This is a genomic window from Frankia sp. CeD (assembly GCF_000732115.1).
Lineage (GTDB): Bacteria > Actinomycetota > Actinomycetes > Frankiales > Frankiaceae > Frankia > Frankia casuarinae.
On sequence record NZ_JPGU01000002.1, the window covers coordinates 24,299 to 44,994 of the forward strand.

The 20,696-nt window shown below is 70.5% G+C and carries 18 protein-coding genes and 1 tRNA gene; 9 read left to right on the forward strand and 10 right to left on the reverse strand.

Features of this window, described 5'->3' with window-relative positions; genetic code table 11:
* Positions 1-6: 6 nt before the first annotated feature.
* The 3 genes from CED_RS01630 to CED_RS01640 form a co-directional block, all read right to left on the reverse strand.
* A complete protein-coding gene (locus CED_RS01630; RefSeq protein WP_035908390.1) occupies positions 7-2,364 on the reverse strand; it encodes a [protein-PII] uridylyltransferase in 2,358 nt (785 codons plus the stop codon).
* 250 nt (positions 2,365-2,614) lie between these two features.
* Positions 2,615-2,956, reverse strand: a complete 342-nt coding sequence (locus CED_RS01635; protein ID WP_011434886.1) for a P-II family nitrogen regulator — start codon at positions 2,954-2,956, stop codon at positions 2,615-2,617.
* A complete protein-coding gene (locus CED_RS01640) occupies positions 2,953-4,242 on the reverse strand; it encodes an ammonium transporter (RefSeq protein ID WP_011434887.1) in 1,290 nt (429 codons plus the stop codon). The genes CED_RS01635 and CED_RS01640 overlap by 4 nt, the downstream gene beginning before the upstream one ends.
* A 264-nt stretch (positions 4,243-4,506) precedes the next feature.
* On the opposite strand from CED_RS01640, the gene CED_RS01645 reads away from it, so the two are divergent.
* Entirely contained in the window at positions 4,507-5,931 is a 1,425-nt protein-coding gene (locus tag CED_RS01645) for a C40 family peptidase (protein WP_051868628.1), read from the forward strand.
* Positions 5,932-6,005: 74 nt separating this feature from the next.
* Here the strand turns inward: CED_RS01645 and CED_RS01650 are convergent, their stop codons facing one another.
* Positions 6,006-6,698 (reverse strand): metal-dependent transcriptional regulator, encoded by a 693-nt coding sequence (locus CED_RS01650; protein WP_023839855.1) that lies wholly within the window; start codon positions 6,696-6,698, stop codon positions 6,006-6,008.
* A gap of 264 nt (positions 6,699-6,962) precedes the next feature.
* On the opposite strand from CED_RS01650, the gene CED_RS01655 reads away from it, so the two are divergent.
* Both CED_RS01655 and CED_RS01660 read left to right on the forward strand, forming a co-directional pair.
* Positions 6,963-7,187 (forward strand): DUF3039 domain-containing protein, encoded by a 225-nt coding sequence (locus tag CED_RS01655; protein ID WP_023839854.1) that lies wholly within the window; start codon positions 6,963-6,965, stop codon positions 7,185-7,187.
* A gap of 218 nt (positions 7,188-7,405) precedes the next feature.
* Positions 7,406-7,478, forward strand: a tRNA-Arg gene (locus tag CED_RS01660).
* A 132-nt stretch (positions 7,479-7,610) separates the two neighbouring features.
* Here CED_RS01660 and CED_RS01665 read toward each other — a convergent pair.
* Positions 7,611-9,359: a SulP family inorganic anion transporter gene (locus CED_RS01665; RefSeq protein WP_011434890.1), complete on the reverse strand. Its 1,749-nt coding sequence runs from the start codon at positions 9,357-9,359 to the stop codon at positions 7,611-7,613.
* 341 nt (positions 9,360-9,700) lie between these two features.
* Here CED_RS01665 and CED_RS01670 point away from each other — a divergent pair, with 341 nt between their 5' ends.
* Both CED_RS01670 and CED_RS01675 read left to right on the forward strand, forming a co-directional pair.
* Positions 9,701-10,048 carry a helix-turn-helix transcriptional regulator gene (locus tag CED_RS01670; RefSeq protein WP_023839852.1) on the forward strand — a complete coding sequence of 116 codons (348 nt, stop codon included), beginning with the start codon at positions 9,701-9,703 and terminating at the stop codon, positions 10,046-10,048.
* Positions 10,049-10,175: 127 nt separating this feature from the next.
* Positions 10,176-11,420 carry a hypothetical protein gene (locus CED_RS01675; RefSeq protein WP_035908393.1) on the forward strand — a complete coding sequence of 415 codons (1,245 nt, stop codon included), beginning with the start codon at positions 10,176-10,178 and terminating at the stop codon, positions 11,418-11,420.
* A gap of 574 nt (positions 11,421-11,994) precedes the next feature.
* On the opposite strand, the gene CED_RS01680 is transcribed toward CED_RS01675, so the two are convergent.
* On the reverse strand, positions 11,995-12,435 hold the full coding sequence (locus CED_RS01680) for a type II 3-dehydroquinate dehydratase (RefSeq protein WP_023839850.1): 441 nt from the start codon (positions 12,433-12,435) through the stop codon (positions 11,995-11,997).
* 325 nt (positions 12,436-12,760) lie between these two features.
* Here CED_RS01680 and CED_RS01685 point away from each other — a divergent pair, with 325 nt between their 5' ends.
* From CED_RS01685 to CED_RS01695, 3 genes are all read left to right on the forward strand, one after another.
* Positions 12,761-13,927 (forward strand): DegT/DnrJ/EryC1/StrS family aminotransferase, encoded by a 1,167-nt coding sequence (locus tag CED_RS01685; protein ID WP_023839849.1) that lies wholly within the window; start codon positions 12,761-12,763, stop codon positions 13,925-13,927.
* Positions 13,924-15,054: a Gfo/Idh/MocA family protein gene (locus CED_RS01690; protein ID WP_023839848.1), complete on the forward strand. Its 1,131-nt coding sequence runs from the start codon at positions 13,924-13,926 to the stop codon at positions 15,052-15,054. Before CED_RS01685 ends, CED_RS01690 begins: the two co-directional genes overlap by 4 nt.
* 108 nt (positions 15,055-15,162) lie before the next feature.
* Positions 15,163-15,924, forward strand: a complete 762-nt coding sequence (locus CED_RS01695) for an HAD-IA family hydrolase (RefSeq protein ID WP_023839847.1) — start codon at positions 15,163-15,165, stop codon at positions 15,922-15,924.
* Here the strand turns inward: CED_RS01695 and CED_RS01700 are convergent.
* The 3 genes from CED_RS01700 to CED_RS01710 are packed head-to-tail and all read right to left on the reverse strand — an operon-like array spanning position 15,891 to position 18,857.
* Positions 15,891-16,943, reverse strand: a complete 1,053-nt coding sequence (locus CED_RS01700) for an ROK family protein (RefSeq protein ID WP_023839846.1) — start codon at positions 16,941-16,943, stop codon at positions 15,891-15,893. The genes CED_RS01695 and CED_RS01700 overlap by 34 nt on opposite strands.
* A 16-nt stretch (positions 16,944-16,959) precedes the next feature.
* On the reverse strand, positions 16,960-17,781 hold the full coding sequence (locus CED_RS01705; protein ID WP_011434898.1) for a shikimate dehydrogenase: 822 nt from the start codon (positions 17,779-17,781) through the stop codon (positions 16,960-16,962).
* 5 nt (positions 17,782-17,786) lie between these two features.
* Positions 17,787-18,857, reverse strand: a complete 1,071-nt coding sequence (locus CED_RS01710) for a 3-dehydroquinate synthase (protein ID WP_011434899.1) — start codon at positions 18,855-18,857, stop codon at positions 17,787-17,789.
* 270 nt (positions 18,858-19,127) lie between these two features.
* Here CED_RS01710 and CED_RS01715 point away from each other — a divergent pair, with 270 nt between their 5' ends.
* Complete coding sequence (locus CED_RS01715) at positions 19,128-19,580, forward strand: MarR family winged helix-turn-helix transcriptional regulator (RefSeq protein WP_035908521.1); 453 nt, start codon at positions 19,128-19,130, stop codon at positions 19,578-19,580.
* Between the two features lie 402 nt (positions 19,581-19,982).
* Here the strand turns inward: CED_RS01715 and CED_RS01720 are convergent, their stop codons facing one another.
* The gene (locus CED_RS01720; protein ID WP_108913486.1) at positions 19,983-20,555 is read right to left on the reverse strand and encodes a VOC family protein; all 573 of its coding nucleotides are present in this window, start codon (positions 20,553-20,555) and stop codon (positions 19,983-19,985) included.
* Positions 20,556-20,696 lie beyond the last annotated feature (141 nt).

Genomic DNA, 20,696 nt, shown 5'->3' on the forward strand with positions numbered 1-20,696 from the left:
GCTGGATCACGTCTGTGTGGTCCGGCCCGCCGGTTCCGCGCGGTCTATGGGTTCCATCGGTCCCAGGGCCGCGAGGATCGCGTCCGCGATCTCACGGCGCCGTCCGCCGTCCGCCACCGGACCACCATCGGCCTCCCGCACGTAGAAGGCGTCCACCACGTCTAGTCCGAGGGTCGCGACGATGGCGGTGGCGACATCGAGTCGCAACCCGGACAGCGCCCGTACGATCCGGTACAGCACGCCGGCCTGGTCTGGGGCGCGCACCTCGATCACGGTCATCGATCCCAGGTCGTCATCGAAGATCACCTGAGGGGCGCCGGGCGTGGTCCACCGCCTGGCCCGGGCGTAGTCGCGTTCCCGGGCGGCGAGCCGACCGGCGACGTCGAGGGTGCCGGCGAGCGCGGCCCGCAGGTCGGCGAGCAACCGCGCCGGTTCCGGTACCCGTTCGTGCGGCGCCGCCACGGCGGCCTGCAGCAGCGCCCGACCGCCGTTCCTCCGGGCCGAGGCCCGCCGGATGTCCAATCGGTTCAGCGCGAGGACACCAGCGATGATCGCCAGCAGCCCGACGTGGTCGGCGTTGACCACCACGATCTCGAACATGCCCTCGTCCGGCAGCGGATTGACCTGGACGACGTGCTCGTCGGGCAGCGCGAGTAGGCCACGCTGCCGATCGTCGAGGCTCGGGGGACACGGGACCCGCTCGCCGCCGAGGACGGCTCGGGCCCGCTCGACGAGGTCACCGATCAGCCGCGCCTTCCAGGCGTTCCACGCGGTCGGACCGGTGGCCCGGGAGTCGGCCTCGGTCAGTCGGTGCAGCAGGGTGAGGATCCGCACGCTGCCGGCGGACGCGGCGACGCTCGCGATTGTCCCGGGATCGTCGATGTCCCGCCTGGTCGCGGCCTCGCCGAGAAGCAGGTGGTGGCGGACCATGGCGACAAGCACGTCGACGTCCTCGGGCGGCAGACCCAGCCGCGGGCCGATCCGTTCGATCTGCACGATGCCCGCGTCGGTGTGGTCGCCGGGGAAGCCCTTACCGATATCGTGCAGGAGGGCGCCGAGCAGCAACAGATCCGGCCGGTCCACCTCGCGGGTGTGCGCGGCGGCCCGCGCCGCGGCCTCCATCAGATGCCGGTCGACGGTATAGCGGTGGTAGGGATTGCGTTGCGGTCTGCTGCGCACCGCCGCCCACTCCGGGATGAGCCGGACGAGCAGCCCCACCTGGTCGAGGGATTCCAGCACCCCCACGGCCGCGTCGCCGGTGGCCAGCAGCGCGACCAGCGCGTCACGGGCGGCGTCAGGCCAGGGGTCGGGCATCGGTGGGGCCTCCCGGGCCAGCCGGTCGACGGCGTAGCGGCCCAACGGGAGCCCGCTTCGTGCGGCCGCGGCGGCGGCCCGCAGCACCAGGACCGGGTCCTTCGCCGGATCGACGTCCCGGGCGAGCTGGACCTCGCCGTCCTGGTCGACCACCCCTTCGCCGAGGGGGCGGCGGGCCGGCCGCCGGCCGCCACCGCGCCACCGCGCCACCGACCGCAGGCCGGCCGCGACCCGGTACCAGGTGGTGTCCCAGGTCCAGGAGATGGCGCGTCCGGCGTCGGCGACCGCGTGCGCGAGCGCGAACGCGTCGGCGTAGCCGAGCATGGTGGCGAGCGACTCGGAGTCCTGGAGCAGGAGCCGATCGTGGGCTCGTCCCCGGCTCAGCCGGCGGATCTCGCCGCGGGCATCGAGCAGCACCTGACCGGCGGCGATCACCCGCGCGGGGGGGGACTCGGCGACCCAGGCCGCCGCGAGGGCGTGCAGGGCATGGACGTCACGCAGCCCGCCGCGGGATTCCTTCAGGTCGGGTTCGAGCAGGAACGCGACCTCACCGAGTCGGGTGGCCCGTTCCGCGACGGCCTCGGCGAGCTCGGGTAGTCGTTTCGGGGCATGGGACCGCCACCGGGCGCGAGCCCGCTGGGCGAGCTGCGTGGCCAGCGTCGCGTCACCCGCGACGTGGCGGGCGTCGAGCAGGCCGAGCGCGGCCTTGAGGTCACCGTCGGCCACCATGATGGCCTCGTCGACGGTGCGCACGCTGTGATCGAGGCCCACCCCCGAATCCCACAGCGGATACCAGACCGCGTCGGCGACGGCGGAGATGTCGTTCCGTTTGCCGTCGTGGACGAGGACGAGGTCGAGATCGCTGCCGAACGCGGGTTCCGCGCGTCCGTAGCCGCCGACGGCCACCAGGGCAATTCCCGGTCCGGGATCGCCGAACAGGTCGACTAGGGCATCGTCGGCGAGGTCGGTGAGGATGCGGCGCAGCCGTGGGCCGGTCGCCGTGGGCAGGTGCTCGGAGCGGCCCTTGAGGATCTCCAGGCGGTCCGTCATGGCTGTCCTCCTCCGTTCGGCCGTCTGGCCGTGATCGATCTCGGGTCCGGATCGATCACGGCCAGTGGAGCGCCGAGCCGAGGACACAGAAACGCGCACCAGCGCAACTGTGGTCTCGGGTGGNACCAGCTCGTGCGGTGTCGCGGGTGGTGCGTGGTGCCGGGTGCCGGGGGTGCGTGGTAACAGTGATGGATGGAGTCGGGTGGTGCGATGGAGCCGTGCCGCGGTGGCGTTGCCACGCCCGGCANTACTACAGCGCGTCCGCCCCCCGCTCGCCGGTACGGACCCGTACCACCGACTCGACCGGAACGACCCAGATCTTGCCGTCGCCGATCTTGCCGGTCTGCGCCGACGACGTGATCGCCGCGACCAGATCGTCGACCGCCCCGTCCGCGACGACCACCTCGATCTTGATCTTTGGCACGAAGTCGACCTTGTACTCGGCGCCGCGGTAGACCTCGGTGTGGCCCTTCTGCCGGCCGTAGCCCTGGACCTCGGAGATCGTCAGTCCGTGCACGCCCAGGGTCTCGAGCGCCGCCTTCACGTCGTCGACCTTGAACGGCTTGATGACGGCGGTGACGAGCTTGGTCATGCCTGGGCCTCCTCGGGCACCTTGACGGGGCTGATGCTGCTCGTGGACAGCGAGCCGCTACCGCCGATGGACGTGAAGCGGTACGCCGTCTCCCCGTGCAACGCCTCGTCCATGCCGGCGATCTCGTCGTCGGCGTTCAGCCGGAGACCGATGGTGTACTTCAGGGCGAGAGCGATGATCGCCGTCACGACGGCCGAGTAGCCCAGCGTCGCGCCGACGGCGAGCGCCTGTTCCCCGAAGACGCTCCACGGGCCGCCGTAGAAGACACCGTCCTTGCCGGCCTCGTTCGTGTCGACGGTGGCGAAGAGGCCGGTCAGCAGGGCTCCGAGCACACCGCCGACCAGGTGGACCGCACCGACGTCGAGCGAGTCGTCGATGCCGACCTTGCCCTTGATCGAGGTGGCCAGGGCGCAGACGACGCCGGCGATGCCGCCGATGGCGATCGAACCCATCGGAGAGACGAAACCACAGGCCGGGGTGATGGCCACCAGACCCGCGACCGCGCCGGAGGCGGCTCCCAGGGTGGTCGCCTTGCCGTCGCGCAGCTGCTCGACCGCGAGCCATCCGAGGATCGCGACGCCGGTCGCGATCTGGGTGTTGAGCAGGGCGTATCCGGCGACCTTGTTGGCGCCCAGCGCGGAACCCGCGTTGAACCCGAACCATCCGACCCACAGGATGCCGGTGCCCAGGAGAACGAACGGGACGTTGTGGGGGCGGAAGTCGCCGGTCGGCCAACCGGCCCGCTTGCCGAGGACCAGCGCCAGCACGATCGCNGCGATACCGGCGTTGGCGTGGACGACCGTGCCGCCCGCGAAGTCCATCGCGCCGCGCTCGAACAACCAGCCCTTGCTCGCCCACACCCAGTGTGCGATCGGCGAGTAGACCAGCAGCGACCAGAGCGGGATGAAGATCGCGAAGGCGCTGAACTTCATGCGATCGGCGATCGCGCCGGTGATGAGGGCGGGCGTGATGATCGCGAACATCAGCTGGAAGGCGACGAACACGACGTACGGGATCGCGCCGTCGCTGCCGGAGAGGTCCTGGAGAGCGAAGAAGTCGAATCCGCCCCAGAAGCCGTTACCCTCGCCGAACGCGACGCTGAACCCGATGACCGACCAGATCAGCGTGACGATCCCGATGCAGAAGAAGTTCTGCATGATCATTCCGAGCACGTTCTTCGCTCGGACCATGCCACCGTAGAAGAACGCCAGTCCGGGCGTCATGAACAGCACGATCGCGGAACTGATGAGCATCCACGCGGTATCGCCCGAATTCAATTTGTCCATGTCTCTCCTGTCATTCCCCGCGCGATGCGCGGACTGCGCTCACCCGGTCCCCGGCCACGCTGCGCTCGTCCCGGATCCTCGGGTCCGAAGAGTCGGCAAGATCTGTTCCCGACCTNTGTCTTAGCTGTTTCTGGCATGTGAAATCGCTAAATTGGGTGGCCTGTGACCCGATCTCATCGGCTGGCGGTGGGTGCTTGGAGACTCTCCGCTCGTCGCGGCGTGCTTCCGTGACTGTATAACTGCATAGAGTTACCGTCCGGCAGTGTGAGCAGTGTCCCCACGGAGGGCTGGCATAGCGCCGGCGAACCGCGCCCCGGGCCCCGCCGTCCCCGTGATGTCCCGCCATCCGGGTTCGGCCGGCGAACTTCGAAACACGTCGCAAGGCAGACTCCCGCCGCCGGCCCGACCGACGATCCCCAGCCGACCGGGAACGATCCGACCGGATGGCGTCCGAAAGCCGGAGCGCCCATTGTTCTCGGACTGGTCGGCATTCTCGTCGCCGGACCTCCGGTTGTCTGGGGGTTTGCCGGATCCGCCTGGGCGGCGCCGACGACTCCGGCCTCCGGGTCGGCCCCGGAGAGCCCGGAGAGCCCGGAGAGCCCGGAGAGCCCGCAGAGCCTGCAGAGCCTGCAGAGCCTGCAGAGCCTGCAGGCGGAGATCAACGGTACCCGGGTACGGCTGGACGAATCCACTCGTCAGACGGCGATTGCCACTGAGGTGTTCAACGCCGAACGTATTCGGCTGGCCGAGGCCGAGCGGGCCGCGGCTGCCGCGGCCGGGCGGGTCGACCGCGCTGACGACGCTGTACGGCAGGCCTCGGACAAACACCGGGGGTTGGCGGTGTCGGCGAATCGGGCCGGGGGATTCGGGCAACTGTCGTTGCTGCTGACCGGCGACCCCCGACAGGTACTCGACCGGGCCGGTGCGGTCGATGCGCTGGCCCGCCGGCAACGCGTGGCGGACACTGGCCTGCGGCTCGCGCGTCGGGATCTCACCGAGGCACGCCGGAGCGCTGACGTGGCACTTGCGGGCAAGAGGAAGATCGTCATGCGGCTCGCCGCACGGAAGCGGTCCATCGAGGCGTCCGCCGCCGAGCAGCGCAGCCTGCTGCAGCGGCTCGAATCCCGCTACGCATCGCTGGAGCGGCGGGCCAGGGAGCGCCAAGCCGCCGCCGCGCGGGCCCGCAGGGCGGCGGCGGCCGCCGCCGCGGCATCGGCGGCCAGGAAGGCCGCGGCCGAACGGGTCCGTTATCGGAAGGAGTCGGCCGCGGTCGCGGCCGCGGGCCGGGCGTTCGCCGCGGCCCCGACTACCCCGGCACCCATCCCGCCGACGGGCGGCGGTGGCGCGTCGCGCGCGGTGCAGGAGGCATACGCCCAGCTGGGCAAGCCCTACGTGTGGGCTGCGGCGGGGCCGAAGTCCTTCGACTGCTCCGGCCTGACGCAGTGGGTCTGGGGGAAGGCCGGGGTCTCGCTGAGCCACTACACCGGATCACAATGGAATGAGGGGCGCCGCGTGAACCGGGCGGGCCTCATTCCCGGCGATCTCGTCTTCTTCCATGCCGATCTTGATCATGTCGGGATCTACATCGGGGGCGGGAAGATGATCCACGCTCCGCGGACCGGGGAGGTGGTCAAGGTGGAGAAGATCTGGTGGTCGAGCTTCCGGGGGGGTGTGCGGCCGGGAGCGTGACACCATCGGCCGCTGGCGGAAGCGATCAGGATGGCGACGGCGACGGTGCCGTGGGCGANGACTCAGCGGTCGACTCAGCGGTCGACGTAAACGAGAGCCGCGGTGCTACGGCTGATCTCCGCGTCGGTCTGGCCGTTGGGAGTGACGATGTGGATCAGGTTGCCGCGGGAGCCCGGCGTGATCTGCGCACCGGGGACGATCGCGGCGTCCTGAAGCCGGCGCATGATGCTTTCGTCNGTCTGCAACCGCTCGGAGATCCAGCTCACCGTGACCGGCCTGCCACCGCCGGACGAGGCGAGGTCGGCCGACGCCAGTAGGCTCACCGGGGCGGAAGCCGGCCGTGCCGTGGTGTGGTGCTGCTGGGAAGGCGGGATCTCGTTACCGAACGGGCAGCGCTTCGGATCGCCGAGCAGGACGGTGAGGCGCGCCTCGACCTCGTCGGAGATTACATGCTCCCACCGACAGGCCTCGTTGTGTACCAGCGCCCAGTCCAACCCGATGACCTTCGTGAGCAGCAGCTCGGCCAAGCGGTGCTTGCGCATGACGGCGGTGGCCCGCAGCAGGCCCTTCTCCGTGAACTGCACGGTCCGGTCGTCGGCGAGGCACACCAGCCCCTCGTTGGCCAGACGAGCCGTCGACTCGCTCGCGGCCGGCGCGCTGACATGCAGGCGCTCCACCAGACGCGCGCGCAGCGGGGGGATGCCCTCCTCCCTCAGCTCGTACAGGGTTCGGAGGTACATCTCGGTACTGTCGATCAATCCAGTCACCGGTCTCCTTCGTCCTCTCCAGGGTACGCTCAGCCTGGGACTCACAAGAGCCATCTGCCCCCCGAAGACCATGCCGGCTGGCCGGTTTCGATGTCCCGTCGGCCCCTTCCCCCGGACCGGGGTCGGTGTTCCACGACGTGTTCCATGGCCTCGGTTCGGCGGGTATGGCCTCGGNCCGGCGGCGTGTCCTCGTGCGGCACCCGTCCCGCGCGCGGGCTTGCACCCAGGGCCGGCATCGGCGCCCGCGGCACTAGACTCGACGCCATGAGCACGACTCAGATCGCGCCCGAGACATCGAACACCCAGACGGACGAAGGTGACGATCACTCTCACTACGCTCGTCGTGAGGAGATCGTTCGCGCGTCCATCGAGGGTGGCCGGGTTACGGCGTTGTGCGGCTACAAGTTCGAACCGGTGCGGGACCCCTCGCGTTTCCCGATCTGTCCGAAATGCAAGGAACTCGTCGAGATGGCCGAGCAGTTCGGCTGATCGCGCTGTGCCGGTACACAGTGCCGGGCGGCCACGGTCCTCGATGGCGGTCATTAGCCTTCGGTAATAATCGGTCGTTGCGGTAGATCGAGCGTGCCGACGGGCTGTGGACGGTGTGCGGATGCCTTGCCGATCGGAATCCATGGTGTCCCCTCGGGCCGGCTGCTCCGCGGCCCCGTATGATCTGTTGCACGAGCCAGACCCGGTGTCCCTCGCCGGCCCCAGTAGCTCAGTGGATAGAGCGACCGCCTCCTAAGCGGTAGGCCGCAGGTCCGATTCCTGCCTGGGGCACATCCGTCATGTCGATCGCCAGCCTCCGGCTGGTGGGACCAGAGTCCCCTGTGGGGCGGGCTGCGTCGCGAGCCGCGCGACCGCGGCTAGCGCCGCGTGGGCTAACGCCGCGTGGGCTAACGCCGCGTGGGCTCAGGTGGGGACGGCAGCCAGGGCGCCGGTGTGGTGGAGATGGTCCCGGGCAGCCTGGATGGCCGACGGGGTGGAGTCGAACAGGCGTCCCTGGCCGCGCAGCCGGTCCACCAGACCGACGGCGGCCACCGCTTTGGCATGCTCGGGTCGCAGCCCCGACACATACACCTTGACGCCGCGGTGTTCGAGCCGGTCGATGACGTCGCGCAGGACGAGGGCGCCGGTGCCGTCGACGGCGCTGACCCGGGACAGCCGGAGGATGAGGATCTCGACGTCGGCCACCTCGGTGAGCTCCAGCAGGAAGCGGTGGGCGGCGGCGAAGAACAGGGGGCCGTCGATACGGTAGGCGACGATGTGCTCGGCGAGTAGCGCGTGTTCGGAATCGTGATGATCGCCGGGGTCCAGCGGCACCTCCTCGACCCGCGCGGTTCGGGCGATTGCGCGCAGGGCGAGGGCGCCGGCGACCGCGAGGCCGAGGACGACGGCGATGACGAGGTCGAGCGCCAGGGTCGCCCCGGCGGTCAGCGCCATGACCAGGGCATCGGAGTGTGACGCACGGCCGAGGGTGCGCAACGAGGAGACCTCGACCATCCGCACCGCCGTGGCGAGCAGAACACCGGCGAGCGCGGCGAGCGGGATGCGCGCGACCAGGGGAGCGGCTGCGAGCATCACCCCGGCGAGGACCACGGCGTGCGCGAGGGCGGCGAGCCGGGACGAGGCACCCGAGCGGACGTTGACCGCGGTGCGGGCGATCGCGCCGGTGGCGGGCACCCCGCCGAACAGCGGGACGGCGAGGTTGGCCAGCCCTTGGCCGAATAGCTCCCGGTCGGGGTCGTGGTTCTGGCCGACGGTCATCCCGTCGGCCACACTGGCCGAGAGCAGGCTCTCCAAGGCTGCGAGCGCGGCCACGGCGACGGCGGCCGTGGCGAGCGTCGGGATCGCGGTGATGTCGAGGAAGCCGAGCGAGGGACCGGGCAGGGTGGCGGGGATTGCGCCGAGGGTCGTGACGTCCCACTCGCGGGCCGTGACGAGGGCCGTCGCGAGGGCCACGGCGAGCAGCGAGAACGGGACCGTGGGCCGCAGCCGGGCGCCGACCAGCATCGTCGCCGCGACGCCGACGGCGAGCGCCAGCGCGAGCCAGTGCGGCCGGTGGACGAAGTCGGCCACGGCCGCCCAGGCCACGCCGGTCACCCGGTCACCGTTTCGGGCGTGCACCCCCAGGGCCGAGGGAACCTGCTGAAGGAAGATCACCGCGGCGATGCCGACGGTGAATCCCTCCACCACGGGCGCCGGCACATATCGCACGGAGCGGCCGACCCGCAGGACCGCGAGCGCGAGCAGGATCATCCCGGCGAGCAGCCCGACGGTCAGCACACCAGCCGGCCCGTGCCGGTGCACGATCGGCACGAGCACGACGGTCATCGCGCCGGTCGGCCCGGACACCTGCAGGTTCGACCCGCCGAAGACCGCCGCGAGAGCACCCGCCACGATCGCCGTCACCAGTCCGGCGGCCGCGCCGAGGCCGGAGGAGACCCCGAATCCCAGCGCGAGCGGCAGCGCGACCACCGCGACGGTCATCCCCGCGAGCAGGTCACGGCCTGGCTGGCGGCGCATGCTCTCGATATCGGCCCGGCCGGGCAGGAGCCGGCCGAGTTCCAGCCGGCCGAGTGGCCTGGGCCAGCGTGACGGGGCCGTCCTTATGGGGGCGGGGCAGTGGGGCCGGGGGTCCTCGGCCTGCCCCGTCGTCATCTCGANGCGGATCCGATCCTCCCATATACTGGGATGAAAAATTGAAGGTTTCTTCAATTTACATGCTAAAAAGTATGGAGTGGGCGAGATCTCGGACACAGCGGCCCCCGCAGAGCCGTGCCGTGCGATAAAGAGCTGTTTCCCGACTCCGAAGTGTGGTAACGAACAGTTGATAAATTCTGTAACTGGCGGGGAGGTCGCCATCGGGCGCGAACGGGTCGTGGCGCTACTCACCGTGCCGGCGTGATCTCTGGGTGGGCGGTCGCCGGTACTCCGGCCAGGCCGGTACCTCGGCCGGTAGGCCTCGGCCGGAGCTGCGTGGGGTCGACGGGAGGTGGCTCGTGACGAGGCGGGTTCCGCTGTACCAGGCTAAAGCGGAGTTTTTTCGCATGCTTGGCCATCCGGTGCGAATTAGGGTGCTGGAGTTGCTGCAGGACGGGCCGATGCCGGTGCGGGATCTCCTGGCCGCGATCGAGGTGGAGTCGTCGAACCTTTCCCAACAGCTCGCGGTGCTGCGCCGGTCCGGGATCGTGACCGCGACGCGGGACGGCCCGACGGTGGTGTACGCGCTCGCGGGCGGGGACGTGGCGGAGCTGATGCGCGCGGCCCGGCGGATTCTGACCGAGATGGCGGCCGGGCAGGCCGGACTGTTGGCCGAGTTGCGCGAAGCGGAGACAAGCTCCTCATGAGCATGAAATGTGGTGGACCGATGCCCGGGACTCCCGCAGGTGGGACTCCCGCGGAGGGGAGCCCCGCCGAGGGGCCGGCTGGGGGACCGGCGCGCACCGGACGGAGTCGGGCACGGGTGGAGCCGGCGTGACGCCCCCTGGTCCGGCCGGTCCGGCCGGTTCAGCCGGGGTCAACCCCGCCTACAGCGTCACGGTCCGTGTTCCGCACCGGGCCACGATGATCATCGAGGCNGTCGTCGCCGCAGCCCCCGGCCCCGTGACGTGCTACGCGGACGAGCCGGATCCCGGGGGCGGCCGGCGGATCACGTTGGATGCCGACAGCGGGTCCACATTGACCTGGCTGGTCCGGGCGCTGCGGGAGCGGCTGGGTGCCGACCTGTTGCAGACCGAGGATCCCGTCTTCACCGTCGCGTCGACCGGCAAACTCGCCCAGTGTCTCCGCGCGTCGGTCACGNCCGGTCACGATCTTGCGTTGTTGGACGCTGACGCCGACCGCCGCGTCATCAGCCACCTGGCCATGCACCCGACGCACACCGACCGGTTCACCGGCCGGCCGCGCCGAGTGGCGCTGCTCACCGACGGCAGCGCCGTCTTGGACTTTGAGCCGCTGGCCGCCGAGGCGGCCCTGCCAGCGGTCGAGTCCCAGGCGGTCCACCTGCACCGGGCGACCGGGTTCGACGTCATCCCCATGCCGATCGCAGCCCGTACCGCCGCCGAGCTCGCCGCGGCGATCGGCATGATCGCTCCGGGATTCGCCGCCACCGTCCTGGTCCACACGCATGTCCGCCGCATCGACGCCGCCCGCGCCGCGCTGCGGTCCGCCGCCCCGCATCTGCTGCTCGACACCGTCAACGACGGTCTCGCCGTCGCCGCCGCGGCCGCGGTCCTCAACCATCTCCGGGCGCGTGACATCGCGCCGGGGCGGGCCCGCGTCGCCGTCGTGGACCCGGCTCGGGGCGGCGATCTCGCCGGCTTACTGATCGGTGTCGGCCTCCACGAGATCACCCTCTACGATCCGGTCGACTACGGCATCCAGCCGCTGCACCTGCTTGCCCCCGAACTCGATCTGATCGTCGACCTGATCGGCTTGGCGGCGCCGCCCAAGGGCGTTCCCGTCCTGCGGATCCGCCCGGAGACGCCCCCTCCGCTGGCCCGCGCCACCTCGGGCCCGCGTCCGCTGCACGCGCTGCCCGGACTGCTGCGGGCGGTCGTCACCACTCGCCGCCCGGTCACCCCCGCTGCCCGCCTCGCCGCCGTGCACGCCCTCGTCGGTCAGACGCCGCCCGGCAGCGTGCTGCCTCCCCTCGACCANCCACGGCTAGCCCCCGCCGTTGCCGCGGCAGCCACCCACGCCCTCACCGCGCAGGAGTAGCTCACCGCGCTCCCGGCGGAGGTGGTCGCCTGGAGGTGGTCNCCTGGTNGGGGGTGGNGGGGCCCGCCACTGCCAGGCCCACCGACAGGTCCACTGCCAGGCCCATCGGCGAATCCCGGCGGATGATCGTCCGTTGGGAGGACCGTTCCTCATGAACGGGATGAACGGGGTGAACGGGGTGCGTTGTCATGGGCGGCACTCTCCCGCCGGCATTGCGGATGCGGAAGTACGACGGCCCCGGTCCGATCTTTGCGGCATATCACTCAAAAATATCCTAAAGGGTCATACGGCCATATTCCAGCAATGCGCCACCCTGCTTCTTCGGCCTGCCGGGAAGCCCGAGCCGGACCGACACGGCCGAGGAACCGACACGGCCGAGGAACCGACACGGCCGAGGAACCGACACGGCCGAGGAGATGACACCGGGCCGAGGGCGCTCGTGCGTCCGACGCCGGCCGGCCCGGCGCGGGGGAGTTCCACGTCGCGGGTGGCCTGGTCACGTCGGGAAGGGGATACGAACGCCACTTCGCGTGACCAGTCATCCGAAGAGTCGTTCCCGGTCCGGCGGGACGTCTCAGCTCGGCGTGGGGACGAGGTCCAGCAGTGCCTGAGCGGCAAGCTCGTATCCGAGGGCCCCCAGGCCGACGATCACTCCCCGGGCGAGCGCCGAGAGAATGGATTCGTGCCGGAAGGACTCCCGAGCCCAGACATTGGAGAGATGGACCTCGATCCACGGGTTCGGATAATTGGCCAAAGCGTCACGAAGGCTCCAGCCGTACATCATCAGCGCACCTGGATTGACGATCGCACCGATCGAGTCGTAATTATCCTGAATGGTGTGGATCAATTCACCTTCGGATTCNCGTTGTACGGAGACAAGTTTCCATCCGCGGTCCGAGATCCGAGCCGCGACGGCCGCCTCGATATCGGCCAGTGTCGCCGTGCCGTAGACTTCCGGCTGGCGTCGGCCGAGTATGCCCAGATTGGGGCCATTCAGGAGAAGTAGCGTGGTCACGGCGCCTCACAGACATGCTGGCCGGCTCGATGGTCGGCGTTTCTGATCCGGAACCCCACATTTATAGCAAAGCCACCTGCTGGACACCTGCAAGCAGAAAGGGCCAGCTGGGGTGTTCTTATCAAGTCTATCTGTAGTCTGTCCGTTGATATTAGCGTGTCATGTCCGGAGGGCGATGGGGAACCCGGGGGTACCGAGGTACCGTCCGTCATGCANCCTCTCGCGTAGATTCCTTCGCCGATCGCGATAATGGAACCGCCGACGGAACCTCGATCCCGGCGCGAAGAACAACGATACGGTCACGGGCAAGAAAAGGGTGGGGATCATGATCGGTAGAGCACGGCCAGCGCCGGAGTTGCCGGCCTGGCCGCAGTACTCCGACGAGGAGCGCGGTGGTCTGATCCGGGCGTTGGAACAGGGCCAGTGGTGGCGCATGGGCGGCAGTGAGGTCGACACTTTCGAGCGGGAATTCGCTGCCTACCACGGGGCCGGCTACGCCCTCGCCGTAACCAACGGGACGCACGCGTTGGAGCTCGCGTTGCAGGTCCTGGGGGTCGGACCCGGCAGTGAGGTCATCGTGCCGGCGTTCACCTTCATCTCCTCCTCGCAGGCGGCCCAGCGCCTCGGCGCGGTGGCCGTGCCGGTCGACATCGACCCGGGCACGTACTGCATCGGGGTCACCGCCGCGGCGGCCGCGGTGACCCCGCGCACTCGGGCGATCATGCCGGTGCATATGGCGGGCCAGGTCTGCGACATGGACGCCCTGGCGAAGCTGTCCGCGGATGCCGGGGTTCCGCTGATCCAGGACGCGGCGCACGCGCACGGTGCGCAGTGGCAGGGTAAGAAGCTCGGCGAGCTGGGCTCGGTGGCGGCGTTCAGCTTCCAGAACGGCAAGCTCATGACCGCCGGCGAGGGCGGCGCCGTCACCTTCCCCGACGCCGAGCTGTACGAACTCGGCTTCCTGCGGCACAGTTGCGGGCGGCCACGCACGGACCGCCGGTACCTCCACCAGACCTCCGGGTCGAATTTCCGGCTCAACGAGTTCTCCGCCGCGGTCCTGCGTGCCCAGCTCGGCCGCCTGGCCGGCCAGATTGACACGCGTGAGGAGCGCTGGCCGGTGCTGGCGGGCGCGCTTGCCGACATCCCGGGTGTCGTCCCGCAGGGCCGCGACGACCGGTGTGACCGCAATCCGCACTACATGGCGATGTTCCGGTTGCCCGGGTTCAGTGAGGAGCGCCGCAACGCGTTCGTCGACGCCCTTGTGGACCGCGGGCTGCCCGCTTTCGCCGCGTTCCGGGCGATCTACCGGTCCAACGGCTTCTGGGAGACCGGTGCCCCGGACGAAACGGTGGACGAGATCGCGAAGCGCTGCCCGAACACCGAGGCGATCAGCGCGGACGGCGTCTGGCTGCACCATCGGACGTTGCTCGGCACCGAAGAACAGATGCACCAGGTCGCGGCCATCGTGGCCGAGACCCTGGCCGAGCTGTGAGCCGAGGCGAGACCGGCAACCCCACGCGGACTCCGCTGCGGGTCGCCGTGGTGGGGCTGGGCTGGGCCGGCCGGTCGATCTGGCTTCCCCGGCTGCGAGAACACCCGGAGTTCGTCGTGGTCACGGCCGTCGATTCCGATTCCGGGGCCCGCCGGGCGGCGGCCGGGGCCGACCCGGGCCTGGCCGTGCTCGCCGACGTCGACGAGATCGACCGGACTCAGGTCGACCTCGCGGTCGTGGCGGTGCCCAACCACCGGCACGCCGAGATCGCAGCCCGGCTGCTGAGCGCCGGTATTCCGGTTTTCCTGGAGAAGCCGGTGTGCCTGAGCTCGGCCGAGGCCGACCGGCTCGCGGCGGCCGAGCGCGCGGGCGACACCATCCTGCTCGCTGGGAGCGCCGCGCGGTACCGGGCGGATGTCAGCCGGCTCTACGAGCTCGCCGACGGGCTCGGTGCCATCCGGCACGTCGATCTCGCCTGGATCCGGGCCCGGGGCATTCCCGACGCCGGTGGCTGGTTCACCCGGCGGGACCTCTCCGGCGGCGGAGCCCTGGTAGACCTCGGCTGGCACCTGCTCGACACCCTCACCCCGCTGCTGGGCAGCGTCCGTTTCCAGCAGGTGGTCGGGACGATCTCGGACGACTTCGTCAGCGACGGCTCCTGGGCGGCCTCCTGGCGTCACGACGATGGCACCGGGCCGGCTGTCGGCGTCGGCGGTGACGTCGAGGACACCGCACGTGGCTTCCTGGTCACCGAGAACGGGGTCTCGGTGTCGTTGCGGGCGAGCTGGGCCTCGCACGAGGCCCGGGACGTCACCCTGATCAACGTCGAGGGTGCCGCGGGCACCGCGTCGCTGCGCTGCACGTTCGGTTTCGGTCCAAACCGGCAGGATCGTTCGGTTCTGACCCGCACCCGGGCCGGCGAGACCGTGGCGGTGCCTGTGCCCGACGAACCGATCGGAACGGAGTACCGCCGCCAGCTCGATGAACTGCCCGCGCTGCTGGCGGATCCCGCGTCCCGGGGGCGGGCGATCGAGGAGGTCCGCCCGACGATCGCCGCCATCGAGAGGTTCTACGACTCCGCGCGCTCGCACCGGTCCGTCGCGCCGCTCGCGCACGCGACTCGCTGAGGTCACGCATCCACGACCTGTGTCACGACCTGTGTCACGAATATCGAACGGCACCCAACGTCGAGCCCGGGGGGGCACGTGGGAACTGAGCTGAAACCCTGGTCGGCCATGACCACCACCGGGACCGGTGCGGGGACGACCATCGGGACCGGTGCGGCGTCCGGAACACGGAAACGTGCGGTCATCTTCGATCTCGACGGGGTGCTGGTCGACAGCTTCGGAGTGATGCGGCAGGCGTTCACGATCGCCTACGCCGAGGTCGTGGGTCCCGGCGAGCCCCCGTTCGAGCAGTACAACCGGCACCTGGGACGCTACTTCCCGGACATCATGCGGATTATGAATTTGCCGCTGGAGATGGAGGAGCCGTTCGTCCGCGAGAGCTATCGGCTGGCCCACCAGGTGGTGCTCTTCGAAGGGGTCGCCGCGCTGCTGCGGAGCCTGCACGAGCGCGGCCTCGGGCTCGCGGTCGCCACCGGCAAGGCGGGTCCACGGGCCCGGCACCTGCTGGGTGAGCTCGACATTCTGCCGATCTTCGATTATGTCATCGGCTCTGATGAGATCGCCCGTCCCAAGCCGGCGCCGGACATCGTGAACCGGGCACTTGAGCTGTTGGGCGTGGCGCCGAATGAGGCGATGATGATCGGGGACGCGGTCGCCGACCTGGAGAGCGCGCGTGCGGCCGGCGTGATGGCGGTGGCCGCGCTGTGGGGCGAGGCGGACGGCGCCGAGCTGGTCGCGGCCGGGCCGGACGCGGTGCTGCGCCGGCCCGCGGAGTTGCTGTCCCTTCTCCGGCCGCACCCGGTCGAACCCGCCGGCACCGCCGGTGTCCCCGCGGCTCAGGCCAGCCGGCCGATCCTCGCCGGCGACTGAGCCGCCAGGAGCGCTCCGAACAGGGAGGACAGGCCGCCCAGCAACGCTGGGCGGACGGGCGCGGGCGGATGTCCCGGACGGGCAAGGGTCTGGGCGTGCTCGGCGACCGCCCGCGGAAATCCAGGCAGGCCGGCCGCGAACCCGCCGCCGACCACCGCCATCGCGGGATGCAGCAGTTCGGTCAGCCCGATGACGGCCGTGGCGATCGCCGCGGCACTCTCGCCCACCGTCCGCACCGCCCAGGCGTCGGCCGCGAGCCAGGCTGCGCGCAGTTCGGCGAAGGTCACCTCCGCACCACGCCGCTGGGTGGCCCGGCGCAGGGTGGCCGGCCCGGACGCGGTTGCCTGCACACATCCGCGGCGGCCGCAGTCGCAGCTGGGCCCGTCGGACGAGATGATCAGATGTCCGATCTCGCTGGAGCCGCGACCGGGCCCCGGGCAGGACCGGCCGCCGAGCACGATCCCGCCGCCGACGCCCGTCCCGACTCCCAGGTAGACCACGTTCTCACAGCCGGCCGCGTCCGCCTCTGCGAGCGCGGCCAGATCGCCGTCGTCGCCGCAGACCACGGTGCTGCCCGGCAGCAGATCCCGCAGCGCGGCGCCGAGGTCGAGCCCGGTCCAGGCCGGCCGGCCCGGCCATGTTGTGACCCGGCCGGCGGCGTCGATGGTCGCGGGCATCGCCACGCCGACGGCGTCAACCCGACCGCCCCATCGGGCAGTCAGCGCGGCAACGTGTGCGGCGAGATCGTCGATGTCCTGGGTGGCGGTCGCCGACGGCGACCACTGGAAGGTTGTCTCCACCGGCCTGACGGGACCCTCCGGTCCGCTCGGCCTGCTCGGGCCGATCTGCTCGTCGCCTCCCATCGGGTTCGTCCCGGCCTGTGCGGCCCCGGCCTGTGCTGTCCTGGCCTGTGCTGTCCTGGCCTGTGCCGTCCCGGCCTGTGCGGCCTCGATGCGCAGCGCGACCTTGGTGCCGCCCACGTCGATACCCAGACAGCCGGTTGGGGATGGTGCACGCATGAGCCCTCGCAGGTCGTCAGGCGGGTGCCGCCGGGACGAGATCGAAGAACGAGCGGTAGAAGCCGATCTGGTGGGCGAGCATGTGGATGCCCGGATGGGTCGGCAGGCCGAGTGCGGCCGCGGCCCGCAGCAGGCGGGTGTCGGGCGGTTTCATGATGATGTCCGCCACGACGCAGCCCGCCGCGAGCCCATCCGGCGGGAAGGGGAGCGGATCGTTCGGACGCAGGCCGAGCGGCGTGGCGTTCACCGCGAGATCGACATCGTGCAGCAGGGGTGTCGCGACGCCGACGGCGCGGTCCGGCCAATGCTCGTCGAGGCGGGCGAGCAGGCCGTCGCGCTTCTCCCGATCCGGATCGTAGATCGACAGCCGTGTGCTGCCGGCGTCGAGCAGCGCGGCCGCGATGGCGCTGCCGGCGCCGCCCGCGCCCAGTAGCGAGACCCGCGTTCCGGCCACCGGACGTCCGGCGGCCGTCAGTCCCCGGACGAATCCCGCTCCGTCGAAGTTGTCGGCCTGCCAGCGCCCGGACGGGCCGCGGCGCAGTGCGTTGGCGCTCCCGCTGATCGCGGCCGCCGGACTGCGTTCGTCGGCAAGGGCGCAGGCGGCGGCCTTGTGCGGAATCGTGATCAGGATGCCGTCCAGGTTCTCGATGCGCCGGAGTCCATCGAGCACGGCGGGGAAGTCCGCCTGCCGGGCGTGCACCGGTACGAGGACGGCGTCAAGCCCGAGTTCGTCGAACAGCGGATTGAGTAACGACGGCGCCTGTACCTGTTCGACGGGATCCCCGACGACGGCGAACAGACGGGTGGCGCCCGTGACAGCATGCGCGGCCGGTGGCACGGGCGTCAGGCCAGCGGCCCGCGCGGCATGTCGCCGAGCGTCTTCATGACCAGGTCCTCCGGAATGTCGCCCACCAGCTGTGGGCCGTCCGCACCGTCGAGCACGAAGGTGAGGCCGGTGTTCGTCGACTTCTTGTCCAGACGCATCACGGCGACGAGTTCGGCGGCGTCCGCCTCGGTGGGCAGGGCCGTCGGCAGCCCGTAGCCGCGGACCACGTCCAGGTGCTCGCGGACCCGATCGTCCCCGATCCGGCCGAGCTCCCCGGCGAGACGGCCGGCGAACACGGTGCCGATCGCCACCGCCTCACCGTGGCGCAGCACGAAGTCGGTGACGCGCTCCAGGGCATGCCCCAGGGTGTGGCCGTAGTTGAGGATGTGGCGCAGGCTTGAGTCCCGTTCGTCCCGAGCGACGACGGCGGCCTTGAGCGCCACGCTGGCGGTGATCTGCTCCGTCACCGGCAGACCGCGCAGGTCCCCGGTGCCGATGAAGTGGGCCCGCGCGATCTCGCCGTAGCCGTTGATCCACTCCCGCCGGGGCAGGGTCCGCAGGTGGTCGGTGTCGCAGAGGACGGCGCTGGGTTGCCAGTAGGCACCGAGGAGGTTCTTGCCGGCGGGCAGGTTCACCGCCGTCTTCCCGCCGACGCTCGCGTCCACCTGGGCGAGCAGGGATGTCGGGAGGTGTACCACCGCCACGCCGCGGTGGTACAATGCCGCGGCGAGCCCGACGACGTCCGTGGTGGTTCCCCCGCCGCAGGAGATGACGACGTCCGACCGGGTCAGCCCGAAAGCCGCGAACCGGCCGCAGAGCGCCTCGACGTTCGACAGGTTCTTGTCCGCCTCGCCGTCCCGTGCGGCCAGCCGCAGTACCGGCACGCCCGGGTCGGGAACCGCGTCCTGCGGCCGCGCCGAGACGATGACGGCCCGCCGGGCGCCGATCCGCGCGACGATGTCGGGCAGGATTCGGCGGACCCCGGGACCGATATCGATCGGATAGCTGCGTGAGCCGAGGTCCACCGAGACCCGTCGATGATCGGCGGTGATCTGCTCGATCGGACTCGTCCGCTGTGCTGTGAGCATGCCCGTCACGGTGTGCCTTCCGGATCCGCGGTCGCGTGCTGGCGCCTGCCTGGTGCCTTGCGGTGGTTCTGCACGGGGCCGCCCCGGCAATTCTGCCGTGCCCGGCAGTCGCACCCTTCCGCCGGGTCGGGTGTGAGCCATCGCACTTCCTCCTTCCGTGCGTCTTCGTCGCTCCCGCGCGCCACCGACGCCCCGCGTGGGTCGGTGCCCCCGCGTGGATCCGCACCCCGCACGAATTGGTGCATGGTGCACGCAGAGTAGGGTCGTGTGGTGGGTTCAGACGACGGCGCGAGGCTCGCGACAGCGCTCGGACTTCTCCTGACCCGGCCGAACCGGACGCGTCTGTTCGGGGAGTTGCTCTCCTCGGCGGACGTCGGACTCGACGAGGCTGTCTACCCCGTGCTCAACGGTCTGGCCCGTACGGGCCCGACCACGGCGCGCAAGCTGAGCATGGAGATCGGCATCGACCGTTCGGTGGTGAGCCGGCACAGTGATCGTCTCGAGGCGCTCGGGTTGCTGCGCCGTTCGGCCGATCCCGATGACGCCCGCGCGGTCCGCCTGACGCTCACCGACGAGGGCCGGGCCGCCATCGATCGCTCTCGGCGTCGGCTGGCCGACGTCTTCCAGCGCATGCTCGACGACTGGCCCGCCGAGGACGCGCGTGCCTTCGTCGCCGGCATGGAACGCTTTGTCNCGGAGCATCTTGCCGGTCGGGACCGGTGACCAGGCCGAACCAGGGCAGCGGACGGGGGAAGATTGCAACCTTCGTCGCCATCGCGACGACGCTCATCGGTGTGATCATCGGGATTGCCGTTCACGGCTCCTGACGGCTTGGCCTTTTCTGGTTCGAGGAACGGGTGACGGGTGTTGTCAACGGATGTTGTCAACGAGTGTTGTTAATGCTTCATCTCTCGACGCCGGCGGTTTGGAGGTTCTCGCCTTTACGCTGGCTGCTAGTGACGGGGGAGATGCGCACGGCAACATAGCGGCGCCCGCGGAACATCGGAAGGCCCGTACCTGCAGGGAGGCCGCCCGGCTCGGGGGGTGCCGGGCGGCCTCGATTGATGATGACATTTGGATGGCCGCCAGGACAAGCCCGCGAGGACGGCAGGTTTCGGACAGTGATCACCAACCGTTCTGTCCGGCACCCCCGGGGATGAGTTCGATCAGTAGTCCGGAACCCGCGTCGAGATAGGCCCGTCGCGGGTTCCGAGCGTCCGGCCGGAGTTGCTCGACCAGGCATCCCGCGGCGACCGCCCGGTGCAGGCACGCCGGCAGGTCGTCGACCTCGTAGCCGATGGAGAACAACCCCTCGCCACGTTGGTCGAGAATTTCCCGCCCTGTCCACGGCCGCTCGCCGGGTTCCACCAGCTCGACCAGGCTGCTGCCGAAGCGGCCGAACGCGATCCGGACGTCCTCGATCATGATCGGTCGATCGCGCCAGACGGCGGGGCCGGAGACGACCCGCGACTCCCACGCATCGACCCCGAGGGAGACGGCATACCGTTCCCGGGCAGCGTCGAGGTCCGCGACGAGGATGCCGAGATGGTGGAACGTCAGCTCGCCCAGCATCTCCTCGATGACCCGTGCCGCCAGCAGGGCGCAGGCCGGTGAATGGGGCGTGGTGCGGACGGACGACGACGCCGGATCCGGCGTCGTCCGGATCCAGTCCTCCCGATTCTGGATGATTGTCTCCATCACCGCGGCTCCCTCCATGCCCCTGGCCCAGGCAGAGGGCGAGGGCGCCGATCGTATCGCCGTCCTCCGTCCTCCGTCCTCCCTGCTCTCGCCGTTCTGCGGGCTGTTCTCGCCGTTCCGCGGGTGCCGTCGATCAGGACG

Bases quoted from the DNA above. Each gene is read 5' to 3' on its own strand.
- CED_RS01635 (WP_011434886.1), bottom strand. From the start codon at position 2,956: ATGACCAAGCTCGTCACCGCCGTCATCAAGCCGTTCAAGGTCGACGAC.
- CED_RS01700 (WP_023839846.1), bottom strand. From the start codon at position 16,943: ATGCGTGCACCATCCCCAACCGGCTGTCTGGGTATCGACGTGGGCGGC.
- CED_RS01630 (WP_035908390.1), bottom strand. From the start codon at position 2,364: ATGACGGACCGCCTGGAGATCCTCAAGGGCCGCTCCGAGCACCTGCCC.
- CED_RS01685 (WP_023839849.1), top strand. From the start codon at position 12,761: ATGATCGGTAGAGCACGGCCAGCGCCGGAGTTGCCGGCCTGGCCGCAG.
- CED_RS01655 (WP_023839854.1), top strand. From the start codon at position 6,963: ATGAGCACGACTCAGATCGCGCCCGAGACATCGAACACCCAGACGGAC.
- CED_RS01710 (WP_011434899.1), bottom strand. From the start codon at position 18,857: ATGCTCACAGCACAGCGGACGAGTCCGATCGAGCAGATCACCGCCGAT.
- CED_RS01720 (WP_108913486.1), bottom strand. From the start codon at position 20,555: ATGGAGACAATCATCCAGAATCGGGAGGACTGGATCCGGACGACGCCG.
- CED_RS01695 (WP_023839847.1), top strand. From the start codon at position 15,163: ATGACCACCACCGGGACCGGTGCGGGGACGACCATCGGGACCGGTGCG.
- CED_RS01665 (WP_011434890.1), bottom strand. From the start codon at position 9,359: ATGACGACGGGGCAGGCCGAGGACCCCCGGCCCCACTGCCCCGCCCCC.